Here is a 26,864-nt window from a genome sequence, read left to right as displayed (position 1 = left end):
GTCAGCGGAGCTCGAGACCGGGGTACAGCGGGTGTGCGTCCAGCATCTCGGCGGACTGCGCCTTGACCCGCTCGGCGAGGCCGTCGGCGAGCTGGTACGTCGCCTTGGACGGCGTCCCCGCCTTGGTGGTGCCCGGCGACGTGCCCGAGAGGACCTCGACGACGAGCTCGGCGACCTTGTCGAAGTCGTCGTGGCCGAAGCCGCGGGTGGTCAGCGCCGGCGTCCCGAAGCGGATCCCGGAGGTGTACCACGCGCCATTGGGATCGGCCGGCACCGAGTTGCGGTTGGTGACCACTCCTGCATCGAGCAGCGCGGACTCGGCCTGTCGGCCGGTGAGCCCGTAGGCCGAGACGTCGAGCAGCACGATGTGGTTGTCGGTGCCGCCCGTCACCAGCGTCGCCCCACGGCTCAAGAAGCCCTCGGCGAGCGACTTGGCGTTGTCGGCGACGTTCTGGGCGTAGGTCTGGAACGACGGCTGCCGGGCCTCGGCCAACGCGACCGCCTTGGCCGCCATCACGTGCGACAGCGGGCCACCGAGCACCATCGGGCAGCCGCGGTCGACGTCCGAGGCGAACTCCTCCTGGGCGAGTACCAGCCCACCTCGGGGTCCGCGCAGCGACTTGTGGGTGGTCGTGGTGGTGATGTGGGCGAACGGGACCGGGTCCTCGTCGCCGGTGAACACCTTGCCGGCCACCAGGCCCGCGAAGTGCGCCATGTCGACCATCAGGGTCGCGCCGACCTCGTCGGCGATCTCGCGCATCGTGGCGAAGTTCACCCGGCGCGGGTAGGCGGAGTACCCGGCGACGATCACGAGCGGCTTGAACTCGCGCGCCTTCGCCCGGACGGCGTCGTAGTCGAGGAGGCCGGTTTCGGGATCGGTGCCGTACTGCTGCTGGTGGAACATCTTTCCGCTGATGTTCGGCCGGAACCCGTGGGTGAGGTGGCCGCCGGCGTCCAGGGACATCCCGAGGAGGCGCTGGTTGCCGAACTCGTGGCGCAGCTCCTCCCAATCGGCCTCGGAGAGCTCGTTGACGTTCTTCTTCTGCGCCTTCTCCAGCGCCGGGGTCTCGATCCGGTGGGCCAGGATCGACCAGAAGGCGACCAGGTTCGCGTCGATGCCCGAGTGCGGCTGCGCATAGGCGTACGGCGCCCCGAAGAGCTCACGGGCATGCTCGGCGGCGAGCGCCTCCACGGTGTCGACGTTCTGACAGGCTGCGTAGAACCGGTGCCCGACGGTGCCCTCGGCGTACTTGTCGCTGAACCAGGTGCCCATGGTCAGCAGCACCGCCGGGGACGCGTAGTTCTCCGAGGCGATCAGCTTCAGCGAGCCGCGCTGGTCGGCGAGCTCCTTGCGTGTGGCCTCCGCCACACGCGGCTCCACCGCGGCGATCACCTCGAGGGCCGCGTCGTAGGCGGTCGAGGCGGTCTTCGCGAGGGATTCCGCATCCGGGCTGACGGCCGGATCCGCGCTGGAAACAGGGGTTTCTGCCGCGTGTACGTCGCTCATGCCGATCAGCCTAGGGGTCACGCGCCGGGCGGTCGGTGGCGCGGAGCCGTCGTACCAAATCCCGGACGGCCGTCTCACGGCATGAGATTCGTGTTTGTGGTTCTGGTGTCCGCAGGATGAGACTTCGGTCCATGATCAGTGCTGCCACCTCGACCTGGCTCGTGGTTCGTCGCCACGTGGACCTCGGTCGCACCCGCAGCATGATGTGTCATCACGGCGCCTGATCCCCCGCCGACCAGCGGCGCGCAGTGCAGCGACAACGCCGTCGCGCACGCGCCGCTCCCAGACTCCAGGACAGACACTGATGACGACCTCCCCCCTCGCAGAACAGGCCCGTGCCGGTCAGGTCGGCCGCTCCGGCCGCAATCGACCCAAGCGCGGTGAGGGCCAGTGGGCCCTCGGCTACTCCGAGCCGCTCAACGGCAACGAGCAGCAGAAGAAGGACGACAACCCGCTCAACGTGCGGGCGCGGATCATCCACATCTACTCCAAGCGCGGCTTCGACTCGATCGACCCGGCGGACCTGCGCGGGCGGTTCCGGTGGTACGGCATCTACACCCAGCGCCGGCCCGGGCTCGACGGCGGCAAGACCGGCGCCCTCGAGCCCGAGGAGCTCGACGACAAGTACTTCATGATGCGGGTCCGCAGTGACGGCGCGCTGCTCAGCGCGCAGGCGTTGCGCACGCTCGGCGGGATCTCCACCGACTTCGCTCGCGACACCGCCGATATCACCGACCGCTCGAACATCCAGTACCACTGGATCGACATCCGCGACGTCCCGGAGATCTGGGACCGGCTGGCCGCGGTCGGCCTGAGCACCGAGGAGGCCTGCGGTGACTCACCACGCGGCTTCCTCGGCTCGCCGGTGGCGGGCGTCGCCAAGGACGAGATCATCGACGGCACCCCGGCGCTGCAGGAGATCACCCGGCGGCGGGCGGCGAACCCCGACTACGCGAACCTGCCGCGCAAGTTCAAGACGTCGGTCAGCGGCCACCCCAGCCTGGACGGCGCGCCGGAGATCAATGACGTCTCGTTCGTGGGCGTGGAGCACCCCGAGCACGGTCCCGGGTTCGACCTCTGGGTCGGCGGTGGGCTGTCCACCAATCCGATGCTCGCCGCGAAGATGGGCGTCTGGATCCCGCTCGACGACGTCGCCGACGTGTGGGAGGGCGTGATCTCGATCTTCCGCGACTACGGCTACCGCCGGCTGCGCTCGCGCGCGCGGCTGAAGTTCCTGGTCGCCGACTGGGGCATCGAGAAGTTCCGCGACGTGCTCGAGACCGAGTACCTGCACCGTCGCCTGGCCGACGGCGAGTCACCGTCGGTCGGCGTCGGCAACGGCGACCACATCGGGGTGCATGAGCAGAAGGACGGCCTCTTCTACGTCGGGGCGACCCCGACGGTGGGGCGGGTCAGCGGCAGCCTGCTCACCGCGCTGGGCGACCTGGCTGAGAAGTACGACGTGCAGGGAGTACGGCTCACGGCGTACCAGAAGCTGGTGATCCTGGGCGTGGCCGGCGACCGCATCGACGATCTGCTCGACGACCTGGAGGTGATCGGGCTGTCGGCCCGGCCCTCGCACTGGCGACGCTCGACGATGGCGTGCACCGGCATCGAGTTCTGCAAGCTCGCGATCGTCGACACGAAGAACCGTGCGAGCGCGCTCATCGACGAGCTGGAGCGCCGGTTCCCCGACATCGACACGCCGATCACGGTCAACGTCAACGGCTGCCCGAACGCGTGCGCCCGCACCCAGGTCGCCGACATCGGGCTCAAGGGCCAGCTGGTCCTCGACGACGACGGCAACCAGGTCGAGGGGTTCCAGGTCCACCTCGGCGGCGGCATCGGCCTGACCCAGGGGCTGGGACGGAAGCTGCGTGCCCACAAGGTCACCAGCGCAGCGCTCGACGACTACGTCAGCAGCGTGGTGTCCGCCTACCTCGCCGACCGCACGGACGGCGAGTCGTTCGCCGCCTGGGTCGCCCGCGCCGACGAGGTGCTCCTTCGCGGCGAGCAGGTCGCGGAGCTGGTGTGAGATGACCGAGCGCGCAGTTCCCTTCCACTGCCCCTACTGCGGCGACGAGAACCTCTGGCCGCACGAGGGCGCGTCCGTCGCCGGCGCTCAGGACGACCCGCCCCGCTCGAGGGCGGCGACCGCAGGCTGGGAGTGCCGCTCGTGCCTGCGTGCGTTTACGGTGTCGATGATCGGTCAGATCGCACGTCCTGGGGGCCGATCATGACCGTCGCCGCAACGATGGCCGCGCGCGCCCGCCGGGGCTCTGAGACCGTCGGCCGCACGCCGACCGAGTTGCGGGCGATCGTCGAGCACGTCGGCGCCGAGCTCGAGCTCGCGCCGGCGGAGAACATCGTGGAGTGGGCCGCGGCCACCTTCGGCGAGCGGTTCTGCGTGACCTCCTCGATGGCCGACTGCGTGCTCGCCCACCTCGTCTCGACGGTGGCGCCGGGCATCGACGTGGTCTTCTTGGACACCGGCTACCACTTCGCCGAGACGATCGGGACCCGTGACGCCGTCGAGGCCACCCTGCCCGTCAACCTGGTCGACGTCCGTCCCCAGTTGACGGTTGCCGAGCAGGACGCGACGTACGGCAAGGACCTCTTCGCCCGCGACCCGGACCTGTGCTGCAGCCTGCGCAAGGTGCGGCCGCTGCAGCAGGCGCTCGAGTCGTACGACGCGTGGGCCACCGGGCTCAGGCGCGCCGAAACCCACGACCGGGTGATCGCACCCGTCGTCGGCTGGGACCAGTCCCGCCAGAAGGTCAAGGTGTCTCCGCTGGCCCGGTGGAGCGACGAGGACGTCGAGCGCTACATCGCCACCCACGGCGTCCTGGTCAACCCGCTCCAGTACGACGGCTACCCGTCGATCGGCTGCTGGCCCTGCACCCGACGGGTCGCTCCCGGGGAGGACCCCCGCTCGGGTCGATGGGCCGGGCTCAACAAGACCGAGTGCGGTATCCACCAATGACCGCACCCGCCACCAGGCAATCGACAACGGCGTCGAGAGCACACGGATCGAAAGGAGGCCGCCCATGACGGCCCCAGCTCTCATTGCACTCGCCCACGGCAGCCGCGACCCACGCTCGGCGGAGACCATCCAGGCGCTGGTCGCCCAGGTTCGCGCGATGCGTCCGGACCTACCCATCGAGGCGGCGTTCCTCGACCTGTCCCGGCCCCGCTTCGGCAAGGTCGTCGACAAGCTGGTGCGCAAGGGCCACGAGGAGATCGTGGTGGTCCCGTTGCTGCTCAGTCAGGCCTACCACGCGCGCGTCGACGTACCGTCGGCCGTCGCGGAGGTCGCGGCTCGACACCCCGACATCCAGGTCCGCGCCAGCCAGATCCTCGGCCTCGAGCCCAGCTTCCTTGGTGTCCTCGACCAACGACTGCGCGCCGCGCTGAAGGCCGCCCGGGTGCGTGAGCTCGACGCGCTGGTCCTGGCAGCGGCTGGATCCTCCGACCCGCTGGCCAACCAGGCGATCGGCAAGCTGGCCCGTGTCTGGGGAGCCCGTCACCACCTGCCGGTCACGGCTGCCTTCGCCTCCGCCGCTCCCCCGGCGACCGGTGAGGCCGTTCGCGCGTTCCGCGCCGAGGGCCGCAGGCACGTCGCGGTCGCCTCGATGTTCCTGGCTCCCGGCTTCCTGCCCGACCGCGCCGCCGAGCTGGCGCTGGAGGCCGGCGCGGTGGCCGTTTCGGCGCCCCTCGGGGCCGACCCTGCCGTGGCCCGCACCGTGCTCGCGAGGTACGCCGTCGGTGCCGTGGAGCTCGTCCCGGTCTGAGCCGCGCGGACGCCATGCGCCGTACCTTCACCCAGGAGAGTCGCTCTTCACACACCGACTCTCGTGGGTGAAGGCGACCCCTGGGTTCTGAACCTGGGAAAGTCAGCCTCAGCCCACCAGGACGTCGCGGAGTCGGAGGAGGTCGGCGGCGGGGTCGGCGGTGAGGCCGCCGTGGACGGGGCCGGGCTGCACGACGGTGGAGCGCGGCGCCTTGAGGAAGCCGAACCGGTTGCCGAGCGTGCCGGTGGCGACGTCGCCCGCGGACCCGTCCCCGCGGCAGACCGACTCCACGAAGGCCAAGGCGCGGTGCAGGGCGCCGAGGTCGAGGTCGGGCGCCAGGGCGAGTAGGCGCACCTCGTCGACGGCACAGGCGGCATCGAGGAAGCCGTCCTCCTCGCACAACAGCACCACGCCGACGTTGACGAACTCCTCGCGCTCGACCCGGGGCACGCAGCGCAGCGCGACGTACTGGTAGGGGCGCAGAGTCATGCCGCACCTCGTCGAGGCAGCCAGGCCCGACCGCCGTCCACCCGAGCCCGCAGGAAGCTGCGGTACGCCGACCTGAGCGCCTCCGGGGTCGGCGCGCCCGGCACCGGCTCGAGCCACTCGTCGGGCACCATCGCGAGCACCTCCGCGAGCAACCGGTCGGTCACGGCATCGGCCATCTCGGCATCCACGCTCGCCACGTGGTCGACGTGCCGAGCGAGCACGTGGTCGTCGAGCTGCCATGGCTGGGCCGCGAAGCGGGCGGGGTCACCGACGCCGCCGGACCAGGCGTGGTGGAAGTACAGCGACGCTCCGTGGTCGATCAGCCACGGGTTGCCGTGCCACCACAACAGGTTGGGGTTGCGCCAGGAGCGGTCCACGTTGGCCACGAACGCGTCCAGCCACAGGATCCTGGCCGCGACGTCCGGATCCACCTCGAGGGTGGGGTCGAAGCCGAACGAGCCGGGCAGGAAGTCGACGCCCAGGTTGAGCCCCAGGCTGGCGTTGAGCAGGTCCTGGACCTCCTCGTCGGCCTCGTAGCGCGCGATCGCCTGCTCGAGCTGCAGGCCCACCAACCGCGGGGTCCGCAGACCCAACGCGCGAGCGAGCTCCCCGACGACCACTTCGGCCACCAGAACCTTCAGCCCCTGACCGGCTCCGCGGAACTTGCACACGTAGGTGCCCAGGTCGTCGGCCTCGACGATCCCGGGCAGCGAGCCGCCCTCACGCAGCGGTGCGACGTACCGGGTCGCGGTGACCACCGGGATCACAGTGCACGGTCCTGCAACCGGGCACGCTGCGCGGCGACGTCGTAGTCGGGCGCCGGCCACGACAGGCCCATCCCCCGCAGCGTCTCCAGCAGCAGCATCCCGATCGCCCAGTTGCGGTACCACTTCCGGTCGCTCGGTACGACGTACCAGGGCGCGACGTCGGTGTTGCACCGCTCGAGCGCCAGCTCGTAGGCCTGCTGGTACGCCGGCCAGAGCCTGCGTTCATCGACGTCGCCGGGCTTGAACTTCCACTGCTTGGTCGGCTCGTCCAGCCGGGCCAGCAACCGCTTGCGCTGCTCCTCGGGTGAGATGTGCAGCATGCACTTGACGACGGCGGTGCCGGACTCAGCGATCCGCCTCTCGAAGTCGTTGATCGCGTCGTAGCGGCGCTCGATCTCCGCCGCGTCCACCAGCCTGTGCACCCGGGCGACGAGCACGTCCTCATAGTGGGAGCGGTCGAAGATGCCGACCGTCCCACGTTCTGGGAGCTCCTTCTCCACCCGCCACAGGAAGTCGTGGGCGAGCTCCTCCTCGGTCGGCTTCTTGAACGACGTCAGGTGCACGCTCTCGGGGCCCAACAGACCGACGGTGTGCGAGACCACCCCGCCCTTGCCGGAGGTGTCCATCCCCTGCAGGACCAGCAGCACCCTGCGACCGGCTCTATCGGCACCGGTGTACGCCTCAGCGAACAGCTTCTCGGACAGATCAGCCAGCTCGGTGCCCATCGCCGGCAGAGCACGCTTCCCGGCGGACTTGGCACCGTCGAAGCCCGGCTTGCCGTGCGGATCGACCTCCGCCAGCCGGGTTCCCGGCGCGAGGCGGAGCAGCTCGCTGATCGGTGCCATGGGCCGAAGCCTATGCATAGGGTTGGCCCATGCTGCCCGTGACGCCACCGGTCCGTCCGATGCTCGCCAAGTCGGTCAAGGGAATCCCGGACCCGGCGAAGTTCCCCGGCGGTCTGTCCTTCGAGCCCAAGTGGGACGGGTTCCGCTGCCTGGTCTTCAAGGACGGCGACGACGTCGAGCTGGCCTCCCGCAACACCAAGCCGCTGACGCGCTACTTCCCCGAGGTGGTGGCGGCGATGCGCGCTCAGCTCCCGGACAAGTGCGTGCTCGACGGCGAGCTGTTCGTGGCGCTGACCCCGGACGGCGGCCGAGGTCGGCTCGAGTTCGAGGTGCTGCAGGAGCGGATCCACCCCGCCGCATCGCGGATCAACCTGCTCGCCGAGCAGACCCCGGCCAGCTTCGTCGCGTTCGACCTGCTCGCCCTCGGCGACGAGGACCTGATGGCCCGACCGTTCGCCGAGCGACGGGCCGCCCTGGAGGAGGCGCTCGCGGGCCTCGACGGGCCGTGCTACCTGACCCGGACGACCGACGACCCGGCCGAGGCCGAGCAGTGGTTCGACCAGTTCGAGGGTGCCGGGCTCGACGGCGTCGTCGCCAAGCCGCTGGCGGCGCCGTACCAGCCGAACGTGCGGTCGATGCTCAAGATCAAGCACGCCCGCACCGCCGACGTGGTACTGGCCGGCTACCGGCTGCACAAGACCTCGACGGAGGAACGGCCACTGCTCGGGTCGATGCTGCTCGGCCTGTACGACGGCGACCGACTGCAGCACGTCGGGGTGGCGGCCAGCTTCACCGACAAGCGTCGTGCCGAGCTGTACGACGAGCTGCAGCCGCTGGTGTGCCCGATCGAGGAGCACCCCTGGGGCGAGTGGAAGGAGTGGGCCATCGCCAACCCGGACCGGGTCCCGGGCACCCAGAGTCGCTGGAGCGCGGGCAAGGATCTCTCCTTCACCCCGCTGCGGCCCGAGCGCGTGCTCGAGGTCGGCTACGAGCACATGGAGGGCAGGCGCTTCCGGCACACCGCCCAGTTCAAGCGCTGGCGCCCCGACCGCGACCCGGAGTCGTGCGGCTACGAGCAGTTGGAGGAGCCGGTGAGCTACGACCTGACTAGAGTGTTGGGTGTCAGCGACGAGCCGGCCTCCGGGAGGCGACGATGAGCACCTACGACGTGGTTCTGCTGATCGAGCAAGGACTGTCCGAGATCGATGCGAGGCAGGTCTACTCCCTGCACGAGCAGGTCGAGGAGCAGGTCTGCTACCACCTGCTGCTTCCGGTCGAGAACGCCGCAGCGCGCATCGAGAGCGGCATCGGTGCGCTGGGAGCCGGCGAGGTGATGGCGGCGCCGGCGATGGCGATCTCCAACGAGGGCGTCGAGGAGCTGCAGAAGGAGCTCCTCCAGGACTGCCGCGAGGAGCTCGCCTCCAGCGTCGCGCTCCTCACCGCAGCCGGCGCCCGGGCGCACGGCACCCCGGTCACCGACGAGCCGATCGCTGCACTGACCGCGAAGGTCGCCGAGGTCGACGCGCGCGAGGCGATCATCCTGACCCGCTCGCACGTGGTCGCGGAGTTCTTCCACCTCGACTGGACCTCGCGGGCGCGACGCAAGCTCGGCGTACCGGTCCTGCATCTGCTGGAGCACGAGACCTTCGACGGGCAGGCCGAGAGCTTCGGCGAGGAGGGCGTCACCGGTCTGTGAGGGCTTCGGCCGAGCCGAGGTCGTCCTGGATCTCCTCCAGGCTGCGTCCCTTCGTCTCGGGGACACGCAGCACGAAGAACACGATCGACAGCACCGCCAATCCGGCGTACAGGAAGAAGACGCCGTTGCGACCCATCGCTCCGCTCAGGGTGAGGAAGGTCTGTGCGACCACGAAGTTCGCGCCCCAGTTGAAGATCGTGCAGGTCGCCATCGCGGCACCACGGACGCCGACCGGGAAGATCTCGGAGATCATCAGCCAGAACACCGGCCCCAGGCCGATCGCGAAGGCGGCGATGAAGAGGATGAGCCCTGCCAGCGCGATCCAGCCGTAGTCCTGCTGCAGGGTCGAGGAGCTGAAGTAGACGCCCAGCACCACAAGCGCGGCCAGCAGACCGACGGTTCCGGTGAGCAGCAGGGGCCGACGCCCCACCCGGTCCAGGAGGAGCACTGCGACGATCGTGAACACCACGTTGGTGACGCCGACGATCAGGGTCCCGGCCAGCGCGGCCGCGTTCTTCTCCCCGGTGTCGGACAGGATCGTCGGCGCGTAGTAGATCACCGTGTTCACGCCGACGAACTGCTGGGCAACGGCCAGCACCACGCCGATGAGCACCACGGCGCGCAGCGGCTGACGCCACAGCTCGCGCAGCCGAGTGCCGCGCTCGCGCTCGTTGGCCTCCTCGATGTCCTGCATCTCCTGATCGACGTCGGCGTCCTCGTCGCCCGAGCGCAGCCGCTCGAGGACCTTGCGCGCCTTGTCCTCGCGGCCGGCCAGCATCAGCCAGCGGGGGGTGTGCGGCACGGTCAGCATCCCTACCGCGAGGGCGGCGCCGGGCAGCGCGGCCACCCCGAGCATCCATCGCCACTCGTCGGTGAAGCCCTTGAACAGGAAGTTGACGATGTAGGCCAGCAGGATGCCGATCACGATCGCCATCTGGTTGAAGGACACCAGGCCCCCGCGCACCCTGGGCGGAGACACCTCGGAGATGTAGAGGGGGCCGACGAAGGACGCCGTACCGACCGAGAGACCGAGCAGGAAGCGGAAGCCGATCAGCATCTCCGCGTTGACCGACAGCGCACAGCCCAGGGCGGCGACGAAGTAGATCGTCCCCGACATCACCTTGGTCCACTTCCGACTGATCCGGTCCGCGAGGTAGCCCGCACAGAGCGCGCCGACCATCGCGCCGAGCAGCAGCACCGCGACGATCGACTGCTGCTCGAAGGTGCCCGCGTGCAGGTCCTTCTTGATGAAGAGCAGGGCACCGGAGATGACCCCGGTGTCGTAGCCGAAGAGCAGGCCCCCGATCGCTGCGATGGCCGCCACGCGTACCAGCAGCGGGTTCGCGCTGCGGTGCATCTCCCGAACGAAGCCTGTCATCCGCCAGCCGTACCCGGCCGCCGGACCGATCAATCGCGGTGCGACACTTCTCGGCGGCTCAGTCGACCCGGGCGCCGTCCTCATCCCAGTGCGCCGCGACCTTCTTGCTGGGCTGCACCCGGGGCGGTTCTCCGGCCATCTTGGGGTAGTCGGGCGGGTAGTTCAGCTCGGTGGGCTGCTCCTCCCACAACGCGAGCAAGGGCTCGAGCGAGCACGCCCGATCGTCGATCGCCGCCATCGCGTCACCATGCTCGGCGAACCGCCCCGGCGCGGTGAAGAGGTTGAACACGCGCGGGTCGCGCACCTCCGCGAGCTCGTCCCAGGACAACGGCATCGACACCGGAGCGCCCGGCAGCGGGCGCAGGGAGTACGCCGAGGCGATGGTCCGGTCGCGGCTGTTCTGGTTGAAGTCCACGAACACCCGCTCGCCGCGCTCCTCCTTCCACCACTTGGTGGTCACGCCGGGATCGCGCTTCTCGAGCTCCCGGCCGAAGGCGATCGCGGCGTGGCGTACGTCGACGAACTCCCAGCGCGGCTCGATCCGCAAGTAGACATGGACGCCACGGTTGCCGCTGGTCTTGGGGAAGCCCACCAACCCGAGGTCGTCGAGCAGCCCGCGGGCCACCCCTGCCACCCGGACGGCGTCGGCGAAGTCGGTCCCCGGCTGCGGATCGAGGTCGATCCGCAGCTCGTCGGGATGATCGTTGTCGTCGCGCCGCGTGGGCCAGGGGTGGAACGTGATCGTGCCCATCTGCGCGCACCACGCCACCGTGGCGAGCTCGGTGGTGCACACCTCGGACGCCGTCCGACCGCTGGGGAAGGTGACCTGCGTCGTCTCGACGTACTCGGGGGCGCCCTGGGGCACCCGCTTGGAATAGAAGGCATCGCTGCGATCGCCGCGGCCGGTCGCCAGCCGGATGCCGGGGTGCACACCGGACGTCCAACGCTCGAGCGCGACCGGGCGGTCCCGCAGGGCGCGCAGGATGCCCTCACCGACGGCCAGGTAGTACTCGACGACGTCCAGCTTGGTCGCCGCAGGGGTGGTGTCCGTGGCCGGGTAGATGACCCGGTCGGGGCTGGACACCCGCACCGTCCGTCCGTCGGCCTCGACCTCTGTCGCAGGGCTCGCCATGGCCACACCCTACGAGACGGCGGCCGGCCCGGTGGGATCTCGAGCCGGGCCGTGAACGCTCAGGAGACCCGCACGACGAGCTTGCCGAAGTTGGTCCCGCGCAGCATCCCGGCGAAGGCCGCAGGCGCGTTCTCCAGACCGTCGACGACATCCTCCCGGTAGCGCACCTGCCCGCTGCGGACCCACTCCCCCATGTCGCGCACGAAGTCCCGGCCGTGGCTGTGCGTGAACTCGTCCTGAATGAACCCGCGCACGACCAGGCTGCGGGTCAGCACCGCGGCCATGAAGCCGGGCAGCCGGTCCGGTCCGGCCGGGGCACTGGACGCGTTGTAGCCGGCGACCAATCCGCACACAGGAATCCGCGCGTGCTTGTTCAACTGGGGAAGCATCGCCTCGAAGACGTGACCACCCACGTTCTCGAAGTAGACGTCGACCCCGTCGGGGGTGGCCCGGGCGAGCTGCTCGGCGAAGTCGGGCGCCCGGTGGTCGAGCGCCACGTCGAAGCCGAAGTCCTCGGTGAGGGCGCGGACCTTCGCCGGGCCGCCGGCGATGCCGATCGCGCGGGCGCCCTTGATCCGTGCGATCTGGCCGACCGCCGAGCCGACCGGACCGGTCGCAGCGGCGACGGCCACGGTCTCGCCGGGCTGCGGTCGACCGATCTCCAGGAGGCCGGCGTAGGCGGTGAATCCGGGCATGCCCAGCACGCCGAGCGCGGTGCTCGGCGGCCCCGCATCCGGGTCGAGCCTGCGAACCGCCGCCCCGTCGACCACGTCGGCGCTCTGCCAGCCCGAGTAGGACAGCACCAGATCGCCCGGCTGCAGCCCGTCGTACCGTGACTCGACCACCTCGCCGACGGTCCCGCCCACCATCACCTGGCCGATCTCCACGGGGGCGGCGTACGACTTCGCAGTGCTGAGGCGGCCACGCATATAGGGGTCGAGCGAGAGGTAGCGGACGGCCAGCAGCACCTGGCCGTCCTCGAGAGCGGGCAGGGTCGCGGTCGTGGTCTCGAACGTGGTCTCGTCGGGCTCGGCGACCGGACGGCGGGCAAGTCGCAGCTGGGTGGACTCCATGACCCCAGCCTGACACCCGAGACCTCCGAACGTCCGGCCGGTGCCGCGCCGCGACACTTGCCGGGCTGGCTACCGTGGAGGCGTGAGCTATCCCGTGCAGAAGAGTGACGCCGAGTGGCGCGAGCAGCTGACCCCGCAGGAGTACGCCGTGCTGCGCAAAGCCGGCACCGAGGCGCCGTTCACCGGCGAGTACACCGACACGGTGGCGCCCGGGGTCTACTCGTGCCGGGCCTGCGGCGCGAAGCTGTTCGAGTCGGACACCAAGTTCGGCTCGCATTGCGGCTGGCCCTCGTTCTTCCAGCCGATCACGGACACGGTCGAGTACATCGAGGACACCTCGCTGGGCATGAAGCGCGTCGAGGTGAGGTGCGCGAACTGCGGGTCCCACCTCGGTCACGTGTTCGAGGGCGAGGGCTATGACACCCCCACCGACCAGCGCTACTGCATCAACTCGATCAGCCTGAGCCTGGAGCCCGCTGACACCACGGGACAGTGAGAGCGCCCGGCCGCGGCCGGCGGTGGCTGCCTCGAGCGCGGATGCTCAGGGCAGCGCGGTGAAGAGTTCGCGCGTGCCGCGCCGCTTGCCGGTGTAGAAGGGGATCTCGATGCGGACATGGCGACGGGTCTCCGACCCGCGCAGGTGCCTCATCAGGTCGACGATCCGGTCCAGCTCGTCGGCCTCGAAGGCGAGGATCCACTCGTAGTCGCCGAGCGCGAAGGCCGGCACGGTGTTCGCGCGCACGTCGGGGTACTCCCGCGCCATCCGGCCGTGCTCGGCGAGCAGCGAGCGACGCTCGGCATCCTCGAGGAGGTACCAGTCGTAGGACCGCACGAACGGGTAGACGGCGACGTAGCCCCGCGCCTCCTCCTCGGCCAGGAAGGCCGGGATGTGGCTCTTGTTGAACTCGGCCGGCCGGTGCAGGGCTGTCTGCGACCACACCGGCTCCATCCGGCGGCCGACCCGGGTGCGCCGGAACCGGTTGTAGGCGTCCTGGAGGGCGTCGGAGGACTCTGCGTGCCACCAGATCATCAGGTCGGCGTCGGCACGCAGCCCGGACACGTCGTACAGCCCTCGGACGACGACGTCCTCGGCCGCCAGCTTGCCCAGCAGCTCCTCGACCTCGGAGATCTCCTCGTCCCGCTCGACCTCGCCGAACACGTCTCGTAGCCGGAACACCGACCACATCGTGTAGCGGATCACGTCATTGAGCTCGCGTGCCTTCTTCATGCCCGCCTCCTTCACATCCATTGTCTCAAGGTCCGCCAAGACCCCGACGGCGGCCTGGTGAGCAGAGCCGATGCGGGGCGCCGGGCCCAGCCGGTCAGCTCGCCGACGCCTCCCGGGCCCGAAGGTCCGCCACGACCTTGTCGGCGGCCCGGCGAGCAGAGCCGATGCAGGCAGGCAGGCCCAGCCCGTCGTACGCCGCACCACAGACGGCCAGGCCGGTCACACCCTCGAGGTCGGCGCGCACGGTCGCGATCCGGTCCAGGTGTCCCACGGTGTACTGCGGTAGCGCGCCGCCCCAGCGCTGCACGTGGCTGTCCACCGGCGCCACTGACAGCCCGATCGCCCGACCCAGGTCCGCCACCGCGGCGGCGACAAGGTCCTCATCGCCGACCTGGAGCACCTCCTCCTCACCGTGCCGGCCGATCGAGCAGCGCATCACCGCCACGTCGGCACCGTCTCCGCGCCGGCCAGCCTGTGCCACCCAGTTCCACTTCTGGTGCGAGAACGTGGCTGCCTTGACCACATGTCCGTCCACCGGCGGCGCCAGGAAGCCCGAGCCTCCCACCGGCGGGAAGTCGTGCGCTGGGAACGCCAGCGTCACGATCGCCATCGAGGCGTAGTCGATGCGGGCCAGCTCGAGCGCCGCGGTCGGCGCGACGTCGCTGAGCAGCCGCGCCGTCGGGCGCGCCGGGGTGGCCAGGACGACGGCGTCGGCTGCCACCAGCCGCGGGTCCCTCGTCTCGCCCACCACCACGTGCCAGCCGCCATCGGTCCGCCGGGCCAGGTCCCGCGCGGTGGAGCCGGTCAGGACCGTGGCACCCGAGGCAGCTGCCACCGCCTCCGGGAGGCGGCCGAGCCCGCCGCGGATGCCGGCGAACACCGGCACCTCCCCGGCCGGTACGGCCAGCGCCGCCGCTGCGGCACGGGTCAGGGATCGGTCCTTCTCGAGCAGCGCGACGACCTGGGGTACGGCGGCCCGCGCGGAGATCTCCCGGGCGTGCCCGGCGTACACCCCGCCCAGAAGGGGCTCCACGAGCCGATCCACGACCTCCTTGCCGAAACGCTCCTCGACCAGCCGCCCGATGCTGATGTCGGCGCCCGCCAGCTCGGTTGCGGGCAGCCTCGGCTCGAGCGCAGCCCTGGCCTGCCCTGCCCGGGAGAGCACGCCGTCGAGCGCCTTGGCGTCGCCGGGAACGCCCATCAGCGTGCGCGGCATCGGCACCAGCCGGTTGCGGTTCCACAGGTAGGCCGTGGTCGTCAGCGGGTGCACCAGCTCGTCGGCCAGACCCACCGCCCGGGCGAGCGCGGTCGCCTCGGGGCGGCGGTTCAGCATCGCCTCCGCGCCCACGTCGACCGTGACCCCACCGACCTCAGCGCGCTGCAGCTTGCCTCCGATGCGCGGCGCGCCCTCGAGCACGGTGATCTCGGCGTCGGGGAGTCGCTCGCGCAGGGCGAGCGCTGCGGCCAGGCCCGAGATGCCACCGCCCACGACGACCACCGACCGTCCGGATGCACTCACGCGGACACTGTGCCACTCCGGGCCGTCCCTGCGGGAACCGGTGGCGCTCCCGCTGCGTCGGACCGCCATGGACATCAGGGACACCAGGGGCTCAGGCCGGCAGGCCAGCGGGCCACGGAGCCGGGCCCGGCGCGCACTCGGCATCACGGCCGCGCTCACGGCCTTGTTCGCGGCGGCCGCGTGTGGCGGGTCCCCGGCTACCAGCTCTGCTGCCTCGGGTGGGTCGTCCACACACGCCGCCCGGATGGACTCGCTCGGCATCGCGACGCCCTCACCGCCGCAGGCTGGCAAAGCAGACTTCGGGACGCGTACGACGGACGCATCGGCCCCCTCCGTGATCGACCGCAAGGTGATCGCCACCGGCTCGCTCGACCTGACCACCCGAGCTGTCGCCGATGCCCGCCAGCGTGCCGAGGCGTTGGCGAAGGGATTCGCCGGCTTCGTCGCCGACGAGGAGGCGACCTCCGACCGACACGGCCGACTGCGCACCGTCGACCTCACCCTGCGGGTCCCGTCGAAGTCGTTCGACGCCGCGATGGACTCCCTGTCGCGGGTCGGGACCCTGCGGCACCGGCAGCAGTCGGCCCAGGACGTGACCACCCAGGTGCTCGACGTCGCCGCGCGGGTGCGCGCCCAGCGCGCGAGCGTGCGCAGCATCGAACGCCTCTACGCCCGGGCCACCACGATCGGACAGATCATGTCCATCGAGGCTCAGCTGTCCAAGCGTCAAGCACGGCTCGACTCACTGGAGCGCCAGCAGAAGTACCTGGCCGACCAGACCTCGCTGTCCACCATCACGATGACGATCCAGCGGACCGGCCGGGCCGCCCCCGCGCCGGTGAGCCACAGCGGCTTCGTGGGCGGACTGAGCGACGGCTGGCACGCGCTGACCCGCGTGGCCGCCGGTGTGCTCACCGCGGTCGGTGCAGTCCTGCCCTTCGCCCTCCTCGGCGCCGTGCTGCTCGGGCCCGCGTGGCTGGTGGTCCGCCGCCGTCGACGCCACGCCCTGTCCTGAGGGCTTCCCGGGGTTGCGCGTCGCAGGAGATCAGTGTGTGGACTGCTCGTGGACGAAATCGGTGAGCCTGGCCAGCTGGTCCGGGTCGGTCGACGGGATCACGCCGTGGCCCAGGTTGAAGATGTGGCCCGGTGCGGTTGCGCCCGCATCCAGGACGCCACGGGCCCGCTCGAGCATCACCTCGGTCGGTGCGAACACCAGCGTCGGGTCGAGATTGCCCTGGACGGCCCGCCGGGTGCCGTCGGCACCGGCTCGTCGTACGCCCTCGGCGAGAGGGACCCGCCAGTCGACCCCGACGACGTCGGCACCGGCGGCGCCCATCAGGTCGAGGATCTCCCCCGTCCCCACGCCGAAGTGGATCCGCGGCACCCCGAGCCGACCGGCCCGCTCGAGCGCGGTGCGGGAGTACGGCAGCACGAACGCCTCGTAGTCCGCACGAGTCAGCGCTCCGGCCCACGAGTCGAAGAGCTGGACGGCAGAGGCACCCGCGGCCACCTGGACCTCGAGGTAGTCGGCGGCGATGCCGGCGATCTTGCGCATCAGCGCGTCCCACACGTCCGGCGCGCCGAACATCAGCGCCTTGGTGCGGGCGTGGTCCTTCGAGGGCCCGCCCTCGACGAGGTAGGAGGCCACGGTGAACGGCGCCCCGGCGAACCCGATCAGCGGGGTCGCGCCCAGCTCGGCCACCAGGAGCCGCACGGACTCGGTGACGAATGGCACGTGCTCGGGCGTCAGGTCCGCGATGGCCTCGACGTCGGCGAGGGTGCGCACCGGTCGCGCGACGACCGGCCCGACTCCGGGCTTGATGTCGAGGTCGACGCCGACCGCCTTCAACGGCAAGACGATGTCGGAGTAGAAGACCGCCGCGTCGACACCGTAGCGACGGACCGGCTGGAGGGTGATCTCGGTGACGAGATCGGGGCGCATGCAGGAGTCGAGCATCCCAATGCCCTCGCGGACCTTGCGGTACTCCGGCAGCGACCGGCCGGCCTGCCGCATGAACCACACGGGAGTGTGCGAGGCCGGCTCGCCCCGGGCGGCCCGGAGCAACACGGAGCTGGAGAGCTCGGGATGACGGTCCATGGCCCGATCCTCGCAGGTCAGGCGGCGAGTCGGGGCACCGGAGTCACGGATCGGGCCTAACCTGAACTCATGCCCGCACCCACCGAGCACACAAGGGAGCCGCTCGCCCCGAAGGAGTTCCAGCGGGCCGTCTCCCAGCTCCGTGCGGCGAAATTCCGGTCCGAGGTCTTCATCGAGGAGATGCCGGCCCCACAGCGCATCGCGCCGTTCGCCTCGGCGCTCTCCGCGGACGTGACCGTCGACGGCGAGGACGTCGGCTCCGGCCGGATCGTGCTGCTGCATGACCCGGAGGGCAACGACGCCTGGCAGGGCACGTTCCGCTGTGTCGCCTACGCCCGGGCGGAGATCGACCCCGAGCTCGTCACCGATCCCCTGCTGGGAGAGGTCGGCTGGTCCTGGCTGACCGAAGCCTTGGAGGCCCACGGCGCGACGTACGCCGCGCCGTCGGGGACCGTGACCTGCGTGTCGTCGGAGAGCTTCGGAGCGATGGCCGACGAGCCGTCGACCGCCCAGTTGGAGATCCGCGCCTCATGGACCCCCGAGGGTGACCTCGGCGACCACGTCGAGGCCTGGGGGGAGCTGTTGTGCACGGCGGTCGGCCTGCCGCCGGTGCCCGAGGGCGTCGCGACGATGCCGAGCCGCCGCGGCCAACGCGGCGCGGAGTGAGCTCGGAAGCGGGCTCTGAGGTGGGCTCAGCCGTCGGCTCCGGAGCGGGCGCCCCGTCGGAGGACCATCCCCCCGGTGACGCCGGGATGCAGCCCCAGGCCCAGCCGGAGACCCCACCTGAGCCGGCGCCGCTGCTGCGCCTCCGTGACGGCCTGCCCGCAGTCGTCGACACCCCGGACGCCCTGCATGACGCCGTCCGGCGGCTCGCCGACGGTTCCGGTCCGGTGGCCCTCGACGCCGAGCGGGCGTCGGGCTATCGGTACTCCGCGCGTGCCTACCTGATCCAGCTGCGGCGTCAGGGCAGTGGCACCTTCCTCATCGACCCCATCGCCTTCGTTGACCTCGCCGAGGTCAACGAGGCGATCGGCGACGCGGAGTGGATCCTGCACGCTGCGACCCAGGATCTGGCCTGCCTCCGCGAGGTCGGCCTGCGACCGACGACCCTCTTCGACACCGAGCACGCCGCACGGCTGCTGGGCTATCCGCGCGTCGGGCTGGCGACCCTGGTCGAGACGATCCTCGGCCAGTCGATGCGCAAGGAGCACTCCGCGGTCGATTGGTCCCGGCGTCCGCTGCCCGAGGCCTGGCTGGAGTACGCCGCCCTCGACGTCGAGGTGCTCCGCGAGCTCCGCGACGTCCTGGCCGCCGAGCTCGAGGCCGCCGGGAAGGCCCGATGGGCGGCCGAGGAGTTCCAGTATCTCGTCGGGTTCACGCCCGCGGTGCGCCAGGAGCCGTGGCGGCGTACCTCCGGGATCCACAAGGTCAAGAACCGTCGTGCCCTGGCCGCCGTACGCGAGCTGTGGAGTGAGCGGGACGGCATCGCCGCCGAGCGTGACGTGACTCCCGGAAGGCTCGTGCCGGATGCTGCCCTGATCGCCGCCGCACGCGCCATGCCGACCGATCGCGGTGCCCTGCTCGGCACCGACGGTTTCCACGGCCGCGGCGCCCGCCGGTACGCCGACCGCTGGGTGGCCGCGATCGCCCGCGCACGCGACCTGCCGGAGGGCGAACTGCCGCCGGTCAACCAGCGCCCGGATGGTCCGCCACAGGCCCGGTCGTGGGCCGATCGCGACCCGGTCGCCGCGGCTCGGCTGGCCAAGGCGCGGGCAGCGCTGGCCGCGATGTCGGAGACCGAACAGGTGCCGGTGGAGAACCTGCTGACTCCTGACTACATGCGCCGCGTGCTGTGGGCACCGCCCGAGGGCACCGGAGCCCAGCTGGTCGAACGGGTTGGCGACCGGCTCACCGAGCTCGGTGCCCGCCCCTGGCAGGTGGAGCTCACCGCGCCGATCCTGGTCGACGCGATCGAGCACCCGGACGTACCCGCCGCCGAGGCCGAACGCACCGACCCGGAGGACTGAGCCGGAGCACAGGAGCGCGGTCCCGCCCCTGGCGAAGGGCGCCGTGGGCACCGCACCGTGCGACCGCTACGGGCTGCTGGTGGGACTTCCGGACTCGCTCGGCGACGGGCTGCCCGACGGCGTGGGCGGGGCGAGCATGCCCGCCGAGGTCTGGTCGGCTGCGGTCAGCCGCGGCAGCAGCGGGTCGACGACCGGCTCGTAGAAGAGCTTGTTCAGCTGCCGGTCGGCCAGTGCCGCGACCGGCGGCCAGTCGATCGTGGTGGGAAGCGGCCGGATCCGGCGCACCTGGTCGGCGAAGACGCTGGCCGAGGCCGGCATCTGGGCCGGTTGGAGGAAGGCATCGGAGCTGATCACCGAGAGGTTCGTGGGCATCACGTAGCCGGTGCGCGCCAGCACGGCCATCGCCGGGTCGGAGACCAGGTAGGCCAGGAAGTCGGCGGTCTGTCCGGAGTCCGCGACGTTGCGGCTCATGCACATGCCGGACAGGTCACCGGTCGTCGCCCGAGTGCCCAGTTTGGGCAGCGGGAGGACGTCGAAGTGGAGGTTCTCCTGCTGGCGCAGTTGGGGGGTCAGCCCACGGTAGCCGAGGATCATCGCGAGTTGGCCCGACTTGAAACGCTGGAGTGCGCTGCGCCGGGCCAACTGGTCCTGGTCGTAGGTGAGCCGCGGCTTGCGGACCAGCTCGAGCAGCGTCTGCAACGCGGCGACGCTCTGTCCCGAGGAGAGAGTGAGCGTGGTGGGCGCCTCGACGTTGTCCACGACCTGGCCGCCACCGGACCAGATGAACGGTGCCACCTGGTCGAGGTCGGGCGCGACGTACACCCCGCGATGGCCACCATGGGAGGCCTGCCGGGCGGCGCGGGCGAACTGCTCGAACGTCCATCCCGTGTCGGCACTGATCGGGTTGCCGTCGCGGCCCTGTGCCCGTGTCAGGTCGACGAGGCGGGTGTTGTAGTAGACGACCAGCGGCGACTGGGCGGTCGGCATGCACTGCAGCGCCGCGTCAGAGCTGAACGCCTCGAGCGCGTCGCGCGAGTAACCGTCACCGAAGTCGACCTGCCGTTCTCCGAGCAGCTCGTCGACCGGCTGGGTGATCTTCGCCGCAACGAGGCCGGAGAGGTCGTGACCGTCGATCAGGAACAGGTTGGGGCCGTGACCCTTGGCGATCGCCTCGCGGGTCGCCTTCAACTCGGCCGCCCGCGAGTCGTAGGGCTTGACGTTGACGACGATGTTGGGGTTCTTCTCGGTGAAGTCGGCCGCGATCCGGGTGTAGGCAGCGATCACCGGCGGCGGGCCGTAGACGGCGACGGACAGCAGGGCCGGCCCAGCCAGCTCCTTGGTCTGTGGAGGCGCTTCGCCGTCCGGGGTGCAGCCAGCGACGGCAACGGCCAGCGCCGCTGTCACTGCAGCCACCCGGGCCAGGCCACGGACTCTCACCACGCGTGCTCCTCGTCTGTCGGCATCGACACGATAGCCGGGGCACCGCGGCAACACGCCGGACGGCACCGTCACCGGGGTGTGACCAGCATCGCCCTACGCTCGTGGTCATGCGCCGCCCCTCGCCCGCCACCGGCTCCCCCCGTCCGGGGAGCGCCCGGACTCGTCCCCGGCCGCGACGTACGTCTGCGCTGGCGGTTGCGGCCGTCGCCGGACTCACCGTGCTGGGCGGCTGTGGCGGGACCTCGACCCAGCCGTCGGGGTCGGCTGACTCTCCCTCGCAGCCGGGCTCCTCGAACCCGGCCACACCGTCCCCTTCGCCGACGACGACCCCCTCCGGGACTCCCTCCTCCACAGCGACCGGCAGCACGCGTGGACCGGCGTCACGCCTGCTCAGCGCGGGCGGCCTCCCCGGCCTCAACGCCGACTTCACCTGGCACCAGGGACGGACCCACCGGGCCGGCGCCGACGGGTTCGGCACCTGCCAGCAGTTCGACCTCACCACGATCGGAGCGAGCCGTGTGGTCCAGCGTGACTTCACCGGTCCGGGAGGATCGACCGCTGCCGAGCAGGTGGCGACCTTCCCGGACCAGATGACCGCCGTGCGCGTGGAGAAGGTCTTGGAGTCCTGGCACCGGACCTGCGCCGCGCGGGTGAACCCGGGCGCGAACTTCCGGGTGGGCAAGGTCGCGACGGTGCCGCTCCCCGCAGGCAGCGGCTGGTGGTACGTGACCAGCTGGTCCAAGGGCGGTGACCAGGGCCACTTCCAGGGTTTCGGGGTGGCCGCGAACGGCAGCACGATGGCGCTCCTGACCATGGACAACGACGGCCAGGACCGGAACTACCCCGCCGGTCAGGACCCGATCGCGGCCGGCGTCCGCGCCGCCGCGGGACTGCTGGGCTGAGACCGTGACCGACCGACCTCACCATCGTCCGGTGCTTCCCGGTGCCGCCCGCTTCGAGCAGATCGACGCGGGGGCCGACCCTGCCCTCCTGACCGAGGCCGCCGAGCGCGCCGCCGAGGCACTGGTGCGCGGCGCGGGTGGATCTGCCGACAGCACGCTGGTCGAACGGGTGGTCCACCTCGCCGAGAGCGAGGGACTGGAGACGCTCGCGGAGCTGTGGGCGGGCGCGCCGGCCGACAGCCTGGCCGGAGTCGTGTGGCGTCTCTACCTGCTGCGCTCCTGGGTGTACGCCGATCCGGTGGGCGTGGCCCGGGAGTTCGAGCGCGGCCGCACCCTGGCGCCGGTCGCCGAGGCGATCTCGGGGGTGGAGGACCCGCCCGGTCCCGACGAGGTCCGTGCGCTGGTGGACGCCGTGCTCTCCGGCATCGTCACCTCCGACTTCGCCGACACCCTGTTCCGGGCGGCGGCATTCGCCCGGGTGGCGGCCACGGGGAGGGCAACCGAGCAGGTCACCGGCGAAAGCTCCCACGACCGGGACGTCTCCGCCGCGCGCCTGCTGACCCTCTCGGCACAGCTCGAGGATGCCGGTCGGCTCGAACTCCATGGACGGCTGGGTTGAAGCAGGTAGAGTCGTCGTCGCGTCGGGCCGCGGCAGCCCCGGGTCCCACAATCAGCCGCTACGAGCGGCCACGCGCCGTGAGGCGCTCCCGGCCCGGCGCACCAACGTCACCGAGCACGAGCCGATGAGGCTGCCCAGGATCCGCCCGGTTCGGCCGGTGCTTCCCCGCTGGCGGCCGTCGTACTCCCCCGTCAAGGACGGGAGCCCGGACCCCGGCGAGGTGGTCTGGGCCTGGGTCCCCTACGAGGACGACCCGGAGCAGGGCAAGGACCGGCCGGTGCTGGTGATCGCGCGCGACGGCGCCGAGCTGGTCGCCCTCCAGCTGACCTCGAAGGACCACGACCGGGACGCCGACCAGGAGGCCCGCGCGGGACGGATCTGGATGGACGTCGGCTCCGGTCCGTGGGACCGTCGGCGACGGCCGAGCGAGGTCAGGCTCAACCGGGTGCTCCGGCTGGACCCCGCCGCCGTACGTCGTGAGGGCGCGGCGTTGGACCCTGACGTCTTCCAGCGGGTCGTCGACGCGGCGGCGCCTTACCTGGGCGGCTGACGGGCGACGCTCAGCCGCGGTCCAGCAGCTTGCGGATCCGCACGTCGCTCACCGGCACCGGCGTTCCCAGCTGCTGCGCCCAGAGACTGACCCGGAGCTCCTCCAGGAGCCAGCGCACCTCGATGAGACGCTCGTCCGGCGGCTGGTTGGGCTGCAGGGCGTCGACACGGTGCTGCCAGGCCTGCTGCAGTGCCTCGACCCGGTCCTGCTGCTCGCGGTCGCGCGCCGGTGACTCCGGCAGCCGCTGCACACGCCGACGCATCGCGGCCAGGTAGCGTGGGTAGTTGCGCAGCGCCGCCGTGCCCGCCTCAGCGACAAAGCCGTCGTGGACCAGCCGGGCCAGCTGCCCCCGCAGGTCCGTCATCGCCGGCAGCATCGGCAGCTCGACCCGGCCGTGCAGCAGCCGATCCGTCTCCCGCCAGTCGCCGAGCACGCGGACCACCAGGTCGACGACCTGCATCGCGAGGGCCGGCAGCTCCCGCCGCGCCCGGTCCACCAGCGACTGGAACGAGGCCGGCTCACGGACATCGTGCTGTCCGACGATCTCTCCGGCAGTGGCCAGGACGCAGTCCTCCAGCAGCCGCCGTACGTCGGGGTAGGGACTGCCCGCGAGGGCCAGCTTGCGGGCGTTGTCCAGACCGTCGAGCAGCGCCGGGACCGGTGAGTCGATGCTGAGCACCAGCAGCCGACGTACGCCCAGGCGGTGCTGCGCCGCCCCGTCCTCGGCCCGGCCCAGCACGCGCAGCCCCACGCTCCGGCCTTCGTCCACCAGCGCCGGGAACCCATGCACCACGTGGCCGGCCCGAGTGGTCGAGAACGACTCGGGGATGGTGCCGAAGGTCCAGCTCGTGCGCCCGGTGGCGGTGAGGTCGGAGTCGTCGGCGGCCCGGGCGACCGCCTCCTCGAAGGCGGGAAGCAGCGGGGCCTTGAGCGCGTCGAGGTCACGCCCGGTGGCAACAACGGCCCCGGCGTCGTCGACCACCCGGAAGTTCGGACGCAGGTGCGCGGGGACCTTGCTCCAGTCCCAGGCCTCCTCCGGCACGTGCACGCCGGTCCGCGCCCGCAGGTAGCGCCCGAGCGCGTCGGTGAGCGGCTCCTCTCCGGGGGTCACGTCCGCGAGGAAGGCGCGCGCCGTGTCCGGGACGGGGACGAAACTGGTCCGCAGCTGCTTGGGCAGGGCGCGCAGGAGCGCCGTCACCAGCTCCGCGCGCAGGCCCGGCACCTGCCAGCTGAACGGTGCCGCGCCCACGGTGTTCAAGGTGGCGAGCGGCACGTCCACCGTGACGCCGTCGACGTCGCTGCCCGGCTCGAACTGGTAGCGCAGCGGGAGGCTCGCCGCTTCCTGCCGCCAGGTGTCGGGAAACTCCTCGGCCAGCTCCGCGGCGTCCTCGCGAACGAGCATCGCGGGGTCGAACGTGAGCAGATCCGGGTGGGCCGGCCGCTCCTGCTTCCACCACAGGTCGAAGTCGGCGCCCGAGGCGACGTGCGCCGGGAGCCGGGCGTCGTAGAAGTCGAACAAGGTCTCGTCGTCGACCACGATGCCGCGCCGCCGGGCCCGGTGCTCGAGTTCCTCGGCCTCCTCGAGCAGCCGCCGGTTGTCGGCGAGGAACCGGTGGCCGCCGCGCCGGTCGGGATCCGCGCGGTCCCACTCCGCGCCGACGAGGGCGTGCCGGATGAACAGCTCGCGGGCGAGCTCCGGCTGGGTGCGACCGATGCCGACAAGGCGATCCGCGACCAGTGGTACGCCGTAGAGCAGCACCTTCTCGTGTGCCATCGCTGCCGCGCGCTTGCGGGACCAGTGCGGCTCCGACCAGCTGCGCTTGATCAGGTGTGCGCCGAGACGCTCGGCCCAGGCCGGGTCGATCGCGGCGTTCTGGCGCGCCCAGAGGCGCGATGTCTCCACGAGCTCGGCCGCCATCACGAACTCGGGCGGCTTTCGGAACAGTCCCGAACCCGGGAAGATCGCGAACCGGGTGCCCCGGGCCCCGACGTACTCCCCCCGCCGGCGGGACCCGTCCTTGGGCACTTCCCGCAGGCCGATGTGGGACAGCAACCCGGACAGCAGCGCCTGGTGGACGCCGTCGGCATCGACCTCGTCGGCTCCGTGCGGTCGTGGCACCTTCAGGCCGAGCTCGCGCGCGATCTGTCGCAGCTGGCGCTCGAGGTCCTGCCACTCGCGGACGCGCAGGTGGTTGAGCAGCTCCTCGCGGCACAGCCGACGGAACGCGCTCGACCCCATCTCGCGCTGCTTCTCCTGCAGGTACCGCCACAGGTTGAGCCAGGTGAGGAAGTCCGAGGTCGGGTCGCGGAAGCGTGCGTGCAGCTGGTCCGCGCGCGCCTCCTGGTCGACCGGCCGCTCCCTGGGGTCCTGCACCGACAGAGCTGCGGTGAGGACGAGTACGTCGCCCAGGCAGCCGAGCCGGTCGGCCTCGAGGATCATCCGACCCAGCCGGGGGTCGACGGGGAGACGGCCCAGCCGGCGGCCGATCCCGGTGAGCCGGCGACGGCCGCCCTTCCCGGGCGCCAGCGCAGCCAGCTCCTCAAGCAGCCCGATGCCGTCGCGGACGGCCCGCTGGTCGGGCGGGTCGAGGAACGGGAACCTGGCCACGTCTCCCAGCCCCAGCGAGGTCATCTGCAGGATCACGCTGGCCAGGTTGGTGCGCAGGATCTCGGGCTGGGTGAACTCGGGTCTGCCCTCGTAGTCCTCCTCGCTATAGAGCCGGATGGCAACACCGGCCTCGACCCGACCGCACCGGCCCGAGCGTTGCTTCGCCGAGGCCTGGCTGATCGGCTCGACGGGGAGGCGCTGGACCTTGGTGCGCGCGGACCACCGGCTGATCCGGGCCAGGCCGGTGTCGATGACACCGGTGATGCCGGGCACGGTCAGCGAGGTCTCCGCGACGTTGGTGGACAGGATCACCCGACGACCGCTGTGCCGCGCGAAGACGCGGTGCTGCTCGGCAGCGGAGAGCCGGGAGAAGAGCGGCAGCACCTCGAAGCCCCGTCGGGGGTCGGCCGCCCGTTCAGCCAGGGCGTCGGCGGCGTCCCTGATCTCGCGCTCCCCCGGCAGGAACACCAGCAGGTCGCCGGTCGTGTCGCGCGTCAGCTCGTCCACGGCGGCCTGGATCGCCTCGGTCTGGTCGCGGACGACGATCTCGCCGTCCTCGTCGTACGCCTCCTCGATGAGCGGCCGGAAGCGGACCTCGACCGGATAGGTGCGCCCGGACACCTCGATCACCGGCGCGCCGCCGAACGCATCCGCGAACCGCTGAGGGTCGATGGTCGCCGACGTGATCACCACCTTGAGATCGGGCCTGCGTGGGAGCAGCCGGCGCAGGTACCCCAGCAGGAAGTCGATGTTGAGACTGCGCTCGTGCGCCTCGTCGATGATGATCGTGTCGTAACGTCGCAGGTCCCGGTCATGCTGCAGCTCGGCGAGCAGGATGCCGTCGGTCATCACCTTGACCCTGCTGGTCTCGGAGGTCTTGTCGGTGAACCGGACCTGGTAGCCGACCTCGGCTCCGAGGTCGACGCCGAGCTCCTCGGCGATCCGCTCAGCCACGCTGCGCGCCGCGATCCTGCGGGGCTGGGTGTGGCCGATCAGCCCGTCGGTGCCGCGACCGAGGGCCAGGCAGATCTTCGGCAGCTGCGTGGTCTTGCCCGACCCCGTCTCGCCAGCGACGACGACGACCTGGTGGTCACGGATCGCCTCCGCGATGTCGTCACGACGCTCGGAGACCGGGAGCTCTGGGGGGAAATGGATGTCTTCGAGTGGGCGCACAACGCGGACCATTGTGCTCGGA

General features: G+C 71.3%; 24 protein-coding genes. 12 read left to right on the top strand and 12 right to left on the bottom strand.

Annotated elements, in window-relative coordinates; translation table 11 throughout:
• Window position 1 precedes the first annotated feature (1 nt).
• Window positions 2-1,507, bottom strand: a complete 1,506-nt coding sequence (locus Q9R13_RS01180; protein WP_310963211.1) for a glycine hydroxymethyltransferase — start codon at window positions 1,505-1,507, stop codon at window positions 2-4.
• A 304-nt stretch (window positions 1,508-1,811) separates the two neighbouring features.
• Between Q9R13_RS01180 and Q9R13_RS01175 the strand changes: the two genes are divergently transcribed.
• The 3 genes from Q9R13_RS01175 (at window position 1,812) to Q9R13_RS01165 (ending at window position 5,298) form a co-directional block, all read left to right on the top strand.
• On the top strand, window positions 1,812-3,542 hold the full coding sequence (locus Q9R13_RS01175) for a nitrite/sulfite reductase (protein WP_310963210.1): 1,731 nt from the start codon (window positions 1,812-1,814) through the stop codon (window positions 3,540-3,542).
• Window positions 3,543-3,743: 201 nt separating this feature from the next.
• Window positions 3,744-4,490 (top strand): phosphoadenylyl-sulfate reductase, encoded by a 747-nt coding sequence (locus tag Q9R13_RS01170; protein WP_310963209.1) that lies wholly within the window; start codon window positions 3,744-3,746, stop codon window positions 4,488-4,490.
• 64 nt (window positions 4,491-4,554) lie between these two features.
• Entirely contained in the window at window positions 4,555-5,298 is a 744-nt protein-coding gene (locus tag Q9R13_RS01165; RefSeq protein WP_310963208.1) for a sirohydrochlorin chelatase, read from the top strand.
• A 108-nt stretch (window positions 5,299-5,406) separates the two neighbouring features.
• Here the strand turns inward: Q9R13_RS01165 and Q9R13_RS01160 are convergent, their stop codons facing one another.
• From Q9R13_RS01160 to Q9R13_RS01150, 3 genes are read right to left on the bottom strand one after another with little or no spacing between them, the layout of a single operon-like run.
• Complete coding sequence (locus Q9R13_RS01160) at window positions 5,407-5,787, bottom strand: DUF3037 domain-containing protein (protein WP_310963207.1); 381 nt, start codon at window positions 5,785-5,787, stop codon at window positions 5,407-5,409.
• On the bottom strand, window positions 5,784-6,554 hold the full coding sequence (locus tag Q9R13_RS01155; RefSeq protein WP_458295159.1) for a HipA family kinase: 771 nt from the start codon (window positions 6,552-6,554) through the stop codon (window positions 5,784-5,786). The genes Q9R13_RS01160 and Q9R13_RS01155 overlap by 4 nt, the downstream gene beginning before the upstream one ends.
• Window positions 6,551-7,399, bottom strand: a complete 849-nt coding sequence (locus Q9R13_RS01150) for a PPK2 family polyphosphate kinase (RefSeq protein ID WP_310963205.1) — start codon at window positions 7,397-7,399, stop codon at window positions 6,551-6,553. The genes Q9R13_RS01155 and Q9R13_RS01150 overlap by 4 nt, the downstream gene beginning before the upstream one ends.
• A gap of 29 nt (window positions 7,400-7,428) precedes the next feature.
• On the opposite strand from Q9R13_RS01150, the gene Q9R13_RS01145 reads away from it, so the two are divergent.
• Together Q9R13_RS01145 and Q9R13_RS01140 are read left to right on the top strand one after the other, a co-directional pair.
• On the top strand, window positions 7,429-8,556 hold the full coding sequence (locus Q9R13_RS01145) for an ATP-dependent DNA ligase (RefSeq protein ID WP_310963204.1): 1,128 nt from the start codon (window positions 7,429-7,431) through the stop codon (window positions 8,554-8,556).
• Window positions 8,553-9,095 (top strand): hypothetical protein, encoded by a 543-nt coding sequence (locus tag Q9R13_RS01140; protein WP_310963203.1) that lies wholly within the window; start codon window positions 8,553-8,555, stop codon window positions 9,093-9,095. Before Q9R13_RS01145 ends, Q9R13_RS01140 begins: the two co-directional genes overlap by 4 nt.
• Here the strand turns inward: Q9R13_RS01140 and Q9R13_RS01135 are convergent.
• The 3 genes from Q9R13_RS01135 to Q9R13_RS01125 are packed head-to-tail and all read right to left on the bottom strand — an operon-like array spanning window position 9,082 to window position 12,678.
• A complete protein-coding gene (locus tag Q9R13_RS01135; RefSeq protein WP_310963202.1) occupies window positions 9,082-10,473 on the bottom strand; it encodes a sugar porter family MFS transporter in 1,392 nt (463 codons plus the stop codon). The two genes, Q9R13_RS01140 and Q9R13_RS01135, sit on opposite strands and share 14 nt — an antisense overlap.
• A 58-nt stretch (window positions 10,474-10,531) precedes the next feature.
• The gene (locus Q9R13_RS01130; RefSeq protein ID WP_310963201.1) at window positions 10,532-11,605 is read right to left on the bottom strand and encodes a DNA polymerase domain-containing protein; all 1,074 of its coding nucleotides are present in this window, start codon (window positions 11,603-11,605) and stop codon (window positions 10,532-10,534) included.
• A 59-nt stretch (window positions 11,606-11,664) separates the two neighbouring features.
• Window positions 11,665-12,678: an NADP-dependent oxidoreductase gene (locus tag Q9R13_RS01125; RefSeq protein ID WP_310963200.1), complete on the bottom strand. Its 1,014-nt coding sequence runs from the start codon at window positions 12,676-12,678 to the stop codon at window positions 11,665-11,667.
• A gap of 82 nt (window positions 12,679-12,760) precedes the next feature.
• Between Q9R13_RS01125 and msrB the strand changes: the two genes are divergently transcribed.
• Window positions 12,761-13,174, top strand: coding sequence for a peptide-methionine (R)-S-oxide reductase MsrB (msrB, locus tag Q9R13_RS01120; protein ID WP_310963199.1), 414 nt, complete (start codon window positions 12,761-12,763; stop codon window positions 13,172-13,174).
• A gap of 45 nt (window positions 13,175-13,219) precedes the next feature.
• On the opposite strand, the gene hemQ is transcribed toward msrB, so the two are convergent.
• A complete protein-coding gene (hemQ, locus tag Q9R13_RS01115) occupies window positions 13,220-13,906 on the bottom strand; it encodes a hydrogen peroxide-dependent heme synthase (RefSeq protein ID WP_310963198.1) in 687 nt (228 codons plus the stop codon).
• 94 nt (window positions 13,907-14,000) lie between these two features.
• Complete coding sequence (hemG, locus tag Q9R13_RS01110) at window positions 14,001-15,686, bottom strand: protoporphyrinogen oxidase (protein ID WP_310963197.1); 1,686 nt, start codon at window positions 15,684-15,686, stop codon at window positions 14,001-14,003.
• A 73-nt stretch (window positions 15,687-15,759) separates the two neighbouring features.
• Here hemG and Q9R13_RS01105 point away from each other — a divergent pair, with 73 nt between their 5' ends.
• Window positions 15,760-16,440 carry a DUF4349 domain-containing protein gene (locus tag Q9R13_RS01105; RefSeq protein ID WP_310963196.1) on the top strand — a complete coding sequence of 227 codons (681 nt, stop codon included), beginning with the start codon at window positions 15,760-15,762 and terminating at the stop codon, window positions 16,438-16,440.
• A gap of 30 nt (window positions 16,441-16,470) precedes the next feature.
• Here the strand turns inward: Q9R13_RS01105 and hemE are convergent, their stop codons facing one another.
• On the bottom strand, window positions 16,471-17,523 hold the full coding sequence (gene hemE, locus Q9R13_RS01100; RefSeq protein WP_310963195.1) for a uroporphyrinogen decarboxylase: 1,053 nt from the start codon (window positions 17,521-17,523) through the stop codon (window positions 16,471-16,473).
• Window positions 17,524-17,592: 69 nt separating this feature from the next.
• On the opposite strand from hemE, the gene Q9R13_RS01095 reads away from it, so the two are divergent.
• Both Q9R13_RS01095 and Q9R13_RS01090 read left to right on the top strand, forming a co-directional pair.
• Window positions 17,593-18,189, top strand: coding sequence for a DUF3000 domain-containing protein (locus tag Q9R13_RS01095; RefSeq protein WP_310963194.1), 597 nt, complete (start codon window positions 17,593-17,595; stop codon window positions 18,187-18,189).
• On the top strand, window positions 18,186-19,550 hold the full coding sequence (locus Q9R13_RS01090) for a ribonuclease D (RefSeq protein WP_310963193.1): 1,365 nt from the start codon (window positions 18,186-18,188) through the stop codon (window positions 19,548-19,550). The genes Q9R13_RS01095 and Q9R13_RS01090 overlap by 4 nt, the downstream gene beginning before the upstream one ends.
• A gap of 66 nt (window positions 19,551-19,616) precedes the next feature.
• Here Q9R13_RS01090 and Q9R13_RS01085 read toward each other — a convergent pair whose 3' ends face one another.
• The gene (locus Q9R13_RS01085) at window positions 19,617-20,990 is read right to left on the bottom strand and encodes an extracellular solute-binding protein (RefSeq protein ID WP_310963192.1); all 1,374 of its coding nucleotides are present in this window, start codon (window positions 20,988-20,990) and stop codon (window positions 19,617-19,619) included.
• Between the two features lie 107 nt (window positions 20,991-21,097).
• On the opposite strand from Q9R13_RS01085, the gene Q9R13_RS01080 reads away from it, so the two are divergent.
• From Q9R13_RS01080 to Q9R13_RS01070, 3 genes are read left to right on the top strand one after another with little or no spacing between them, the layout of a single operon-like run.
• Window positions 21,098-21,892, top strand: a complete 795-nt coding sequence (locus tag Q9R13_RS01080) for a hypothetical protein (RefSeq protein WP_310963191.1) — start codon at window positions 21,098-21,100, stop codon at window positions 21,890-21,892.
• 4 nt (window positions 21,893-21,896) lie between these two features.
• Window positions 21,897-22,511 (top strand): hypothetical protein, encoded by a 615-nt coding sequence (locus tag Q9R13_RS01075; protein WP_310963190.1) that lies wholly within the window; start codon window positions 21,897-21,899, stop codon window positions 22,509-22,511.
• The gene (locus tag Q9R13_RS01070; RefSeq protein ID WP_310963189.1) at window positions 22,495-23,061 is read left to right on the top strand and encodes a type II toxin-antitoxin system PemK/MazF family toxin; all 567 of its coding nucleotides are present in this window, start codon (window positions 22,495-22,497) and stop codon (window positions 23,059-23,061) included. Before Q9R13_RS01075 ends, Q9R13_RS01070 begins: the two co-directional genes overlap by 17 nt.
• A gap of 10 nt (window positions 23,062-23,071) precedes the next feature.
• Here Q9R13_RS01070 and hrpA read toward each other — a convergent pair whose 3' ends face one another.
• Window positions 23,072-26,842 (bottom strand): ATP-dependent RNA helicase HrpA, encoded by a 3,771-nt coding sequence (gene hrpA, locus Q9R13_RS01065; protein ID WP_310963188.1) that lies wholly within the window; start codon window positions 26,840-26,842, stop codon window positions 23,072-23,074.
• Between the last annotated feature and the right edge of the window lie 22 nt (window positions 26,843-26,864).

The sequence above is a fragment of the Nocardioides marmorisolisilvae genome (assembly GCF_031656915.1).
Lineage (GTDB): Bacteria > Actinomycetota > Actinomycetes > Propionibacteriales > Nocardioidaceae > Marmoricola > Marmoricola terrisoli.
The sequence above is the reverse complement of the archived record's forward strand: the minus strand, read 5'-3'. Positions and strand labels throughout refer to the sequence as shown.

Coding starts and splice junctions, on each gene's coding strand:
- Q9R13_RS01095 (WP_310963194.1), top strand. CDS start 17,593: ATGCCCGCACCCACCGAGCACACAAGGGAGCCGCTCGCCCCGAAGGAG.
- hemG (WP_310963197.1), bottom strand. CDS start 15,686: ATGCCGAGCGAGTCCATCCGGGCGGCGTGTGTGGACGACCCACCCGAG.
- Q9R13_RS01175 (WP_310963210.1), top strand. CDS start 1,812: ATGACGACCTCCCCCCTCGCAGAACAGGCCCGTGCCGGTCAGGTCGGC.
- Q9R13_RS01165 (WP_310963208.1), top strand. CDS start 4,555: ATGACGGCCCCAGCTCTCATTGCACTCGCCCACGGCAGCCGCGACCCA.
- Q9R13_RS01160 (WP_310963207.1), bottom strand. CDS start 5,787: ATGACTCTGCGCCCCTACCAGTACGTCGCGCTGCGCTGCGTGCCCCGG.
- Q9R13_RS01145 (WP_310963204.1), top strand. CDS start 7,429: ATGCTGCCCGTGACGCCACCGGTCCGTCCGATGCTCGCCAAGTCGGTC.
- Q9R13_RS01170 (WP_310963209.1), top strand. CDS start 3,744: ATGACCGTCGCCGCAACGATGGCCGCGCGCGCCCGCCGGGGCTCTGAG.
- Q9R13_RS01180 (WP_310963211.1), bottom strand. CDS start 1,507: ATGAGCGACGTACACGCGGCAGAAACCCCTGTTTCCAGCGCGGATCCG.
- Q9R13_RS01070 (WP_310963189.1), top strand. CDS start 22,495: ATGGACGGCTGGGTTGAAGCAGGTAGAGTCGTCGTCGCGTCGGGCCGC.
- Q9R13_RS01150 (WP_310963205.1), bottom strand. CDS start 7,399: ATGGCACCGATCAGCGAGCTGCTCCGCCTCGCGCCGGGAACCCGGCTG.
- hemQ (WP_310963198.1), bottom strand. CDS start 13,906: ATGAAGAAGGCACGCGAGCTCAATGACGTGATCCGCTACACGATGTGG.
- Q9R13_RS01140 (WP_310963203.1), top strand. CDS start 8,553: ATGAGCACCTACGACGTGGTTCTGCTGATCGAGCAAGGACTGTCCGAG.
- hemE (WP_310963195.1), bottom strand. CDS start 17,523: ATGGACCGTCATCCCGAGCTCTCCAGCTCCGTGTTGCTCCGGGCCGCC.
- Q9R13_RS01130 (WP_310963201.1), bottom strand. CDS start 11,605: ATGGCGAGCCCTGCGACAGAGGTCGAGGCCGACGGACGGACGGTGCGG.
- Q9R13_RS01125 (WP_310963200.1), bottom strand. CDS start 12,678: ATGGAGTCCACCCAGCTGCGACTTGCCCGCCGTCCGGTCGCCGAGCCC.
- Q9R13_RS01080 (WP_310963191.1), top strand. CDS start 21,098: ATGCGCCGCCCCTCGCCCGCCACCGGCTCCCCCCGTCCGGGGAGCGCC.
- Q9R13_RS01135 (WP_310963202.1), bottom strand. CDS start 10,473: ATGACAGGCTTCGTTCGGGAGATGCACCGCAGCGCGAACCCGCTGCTG.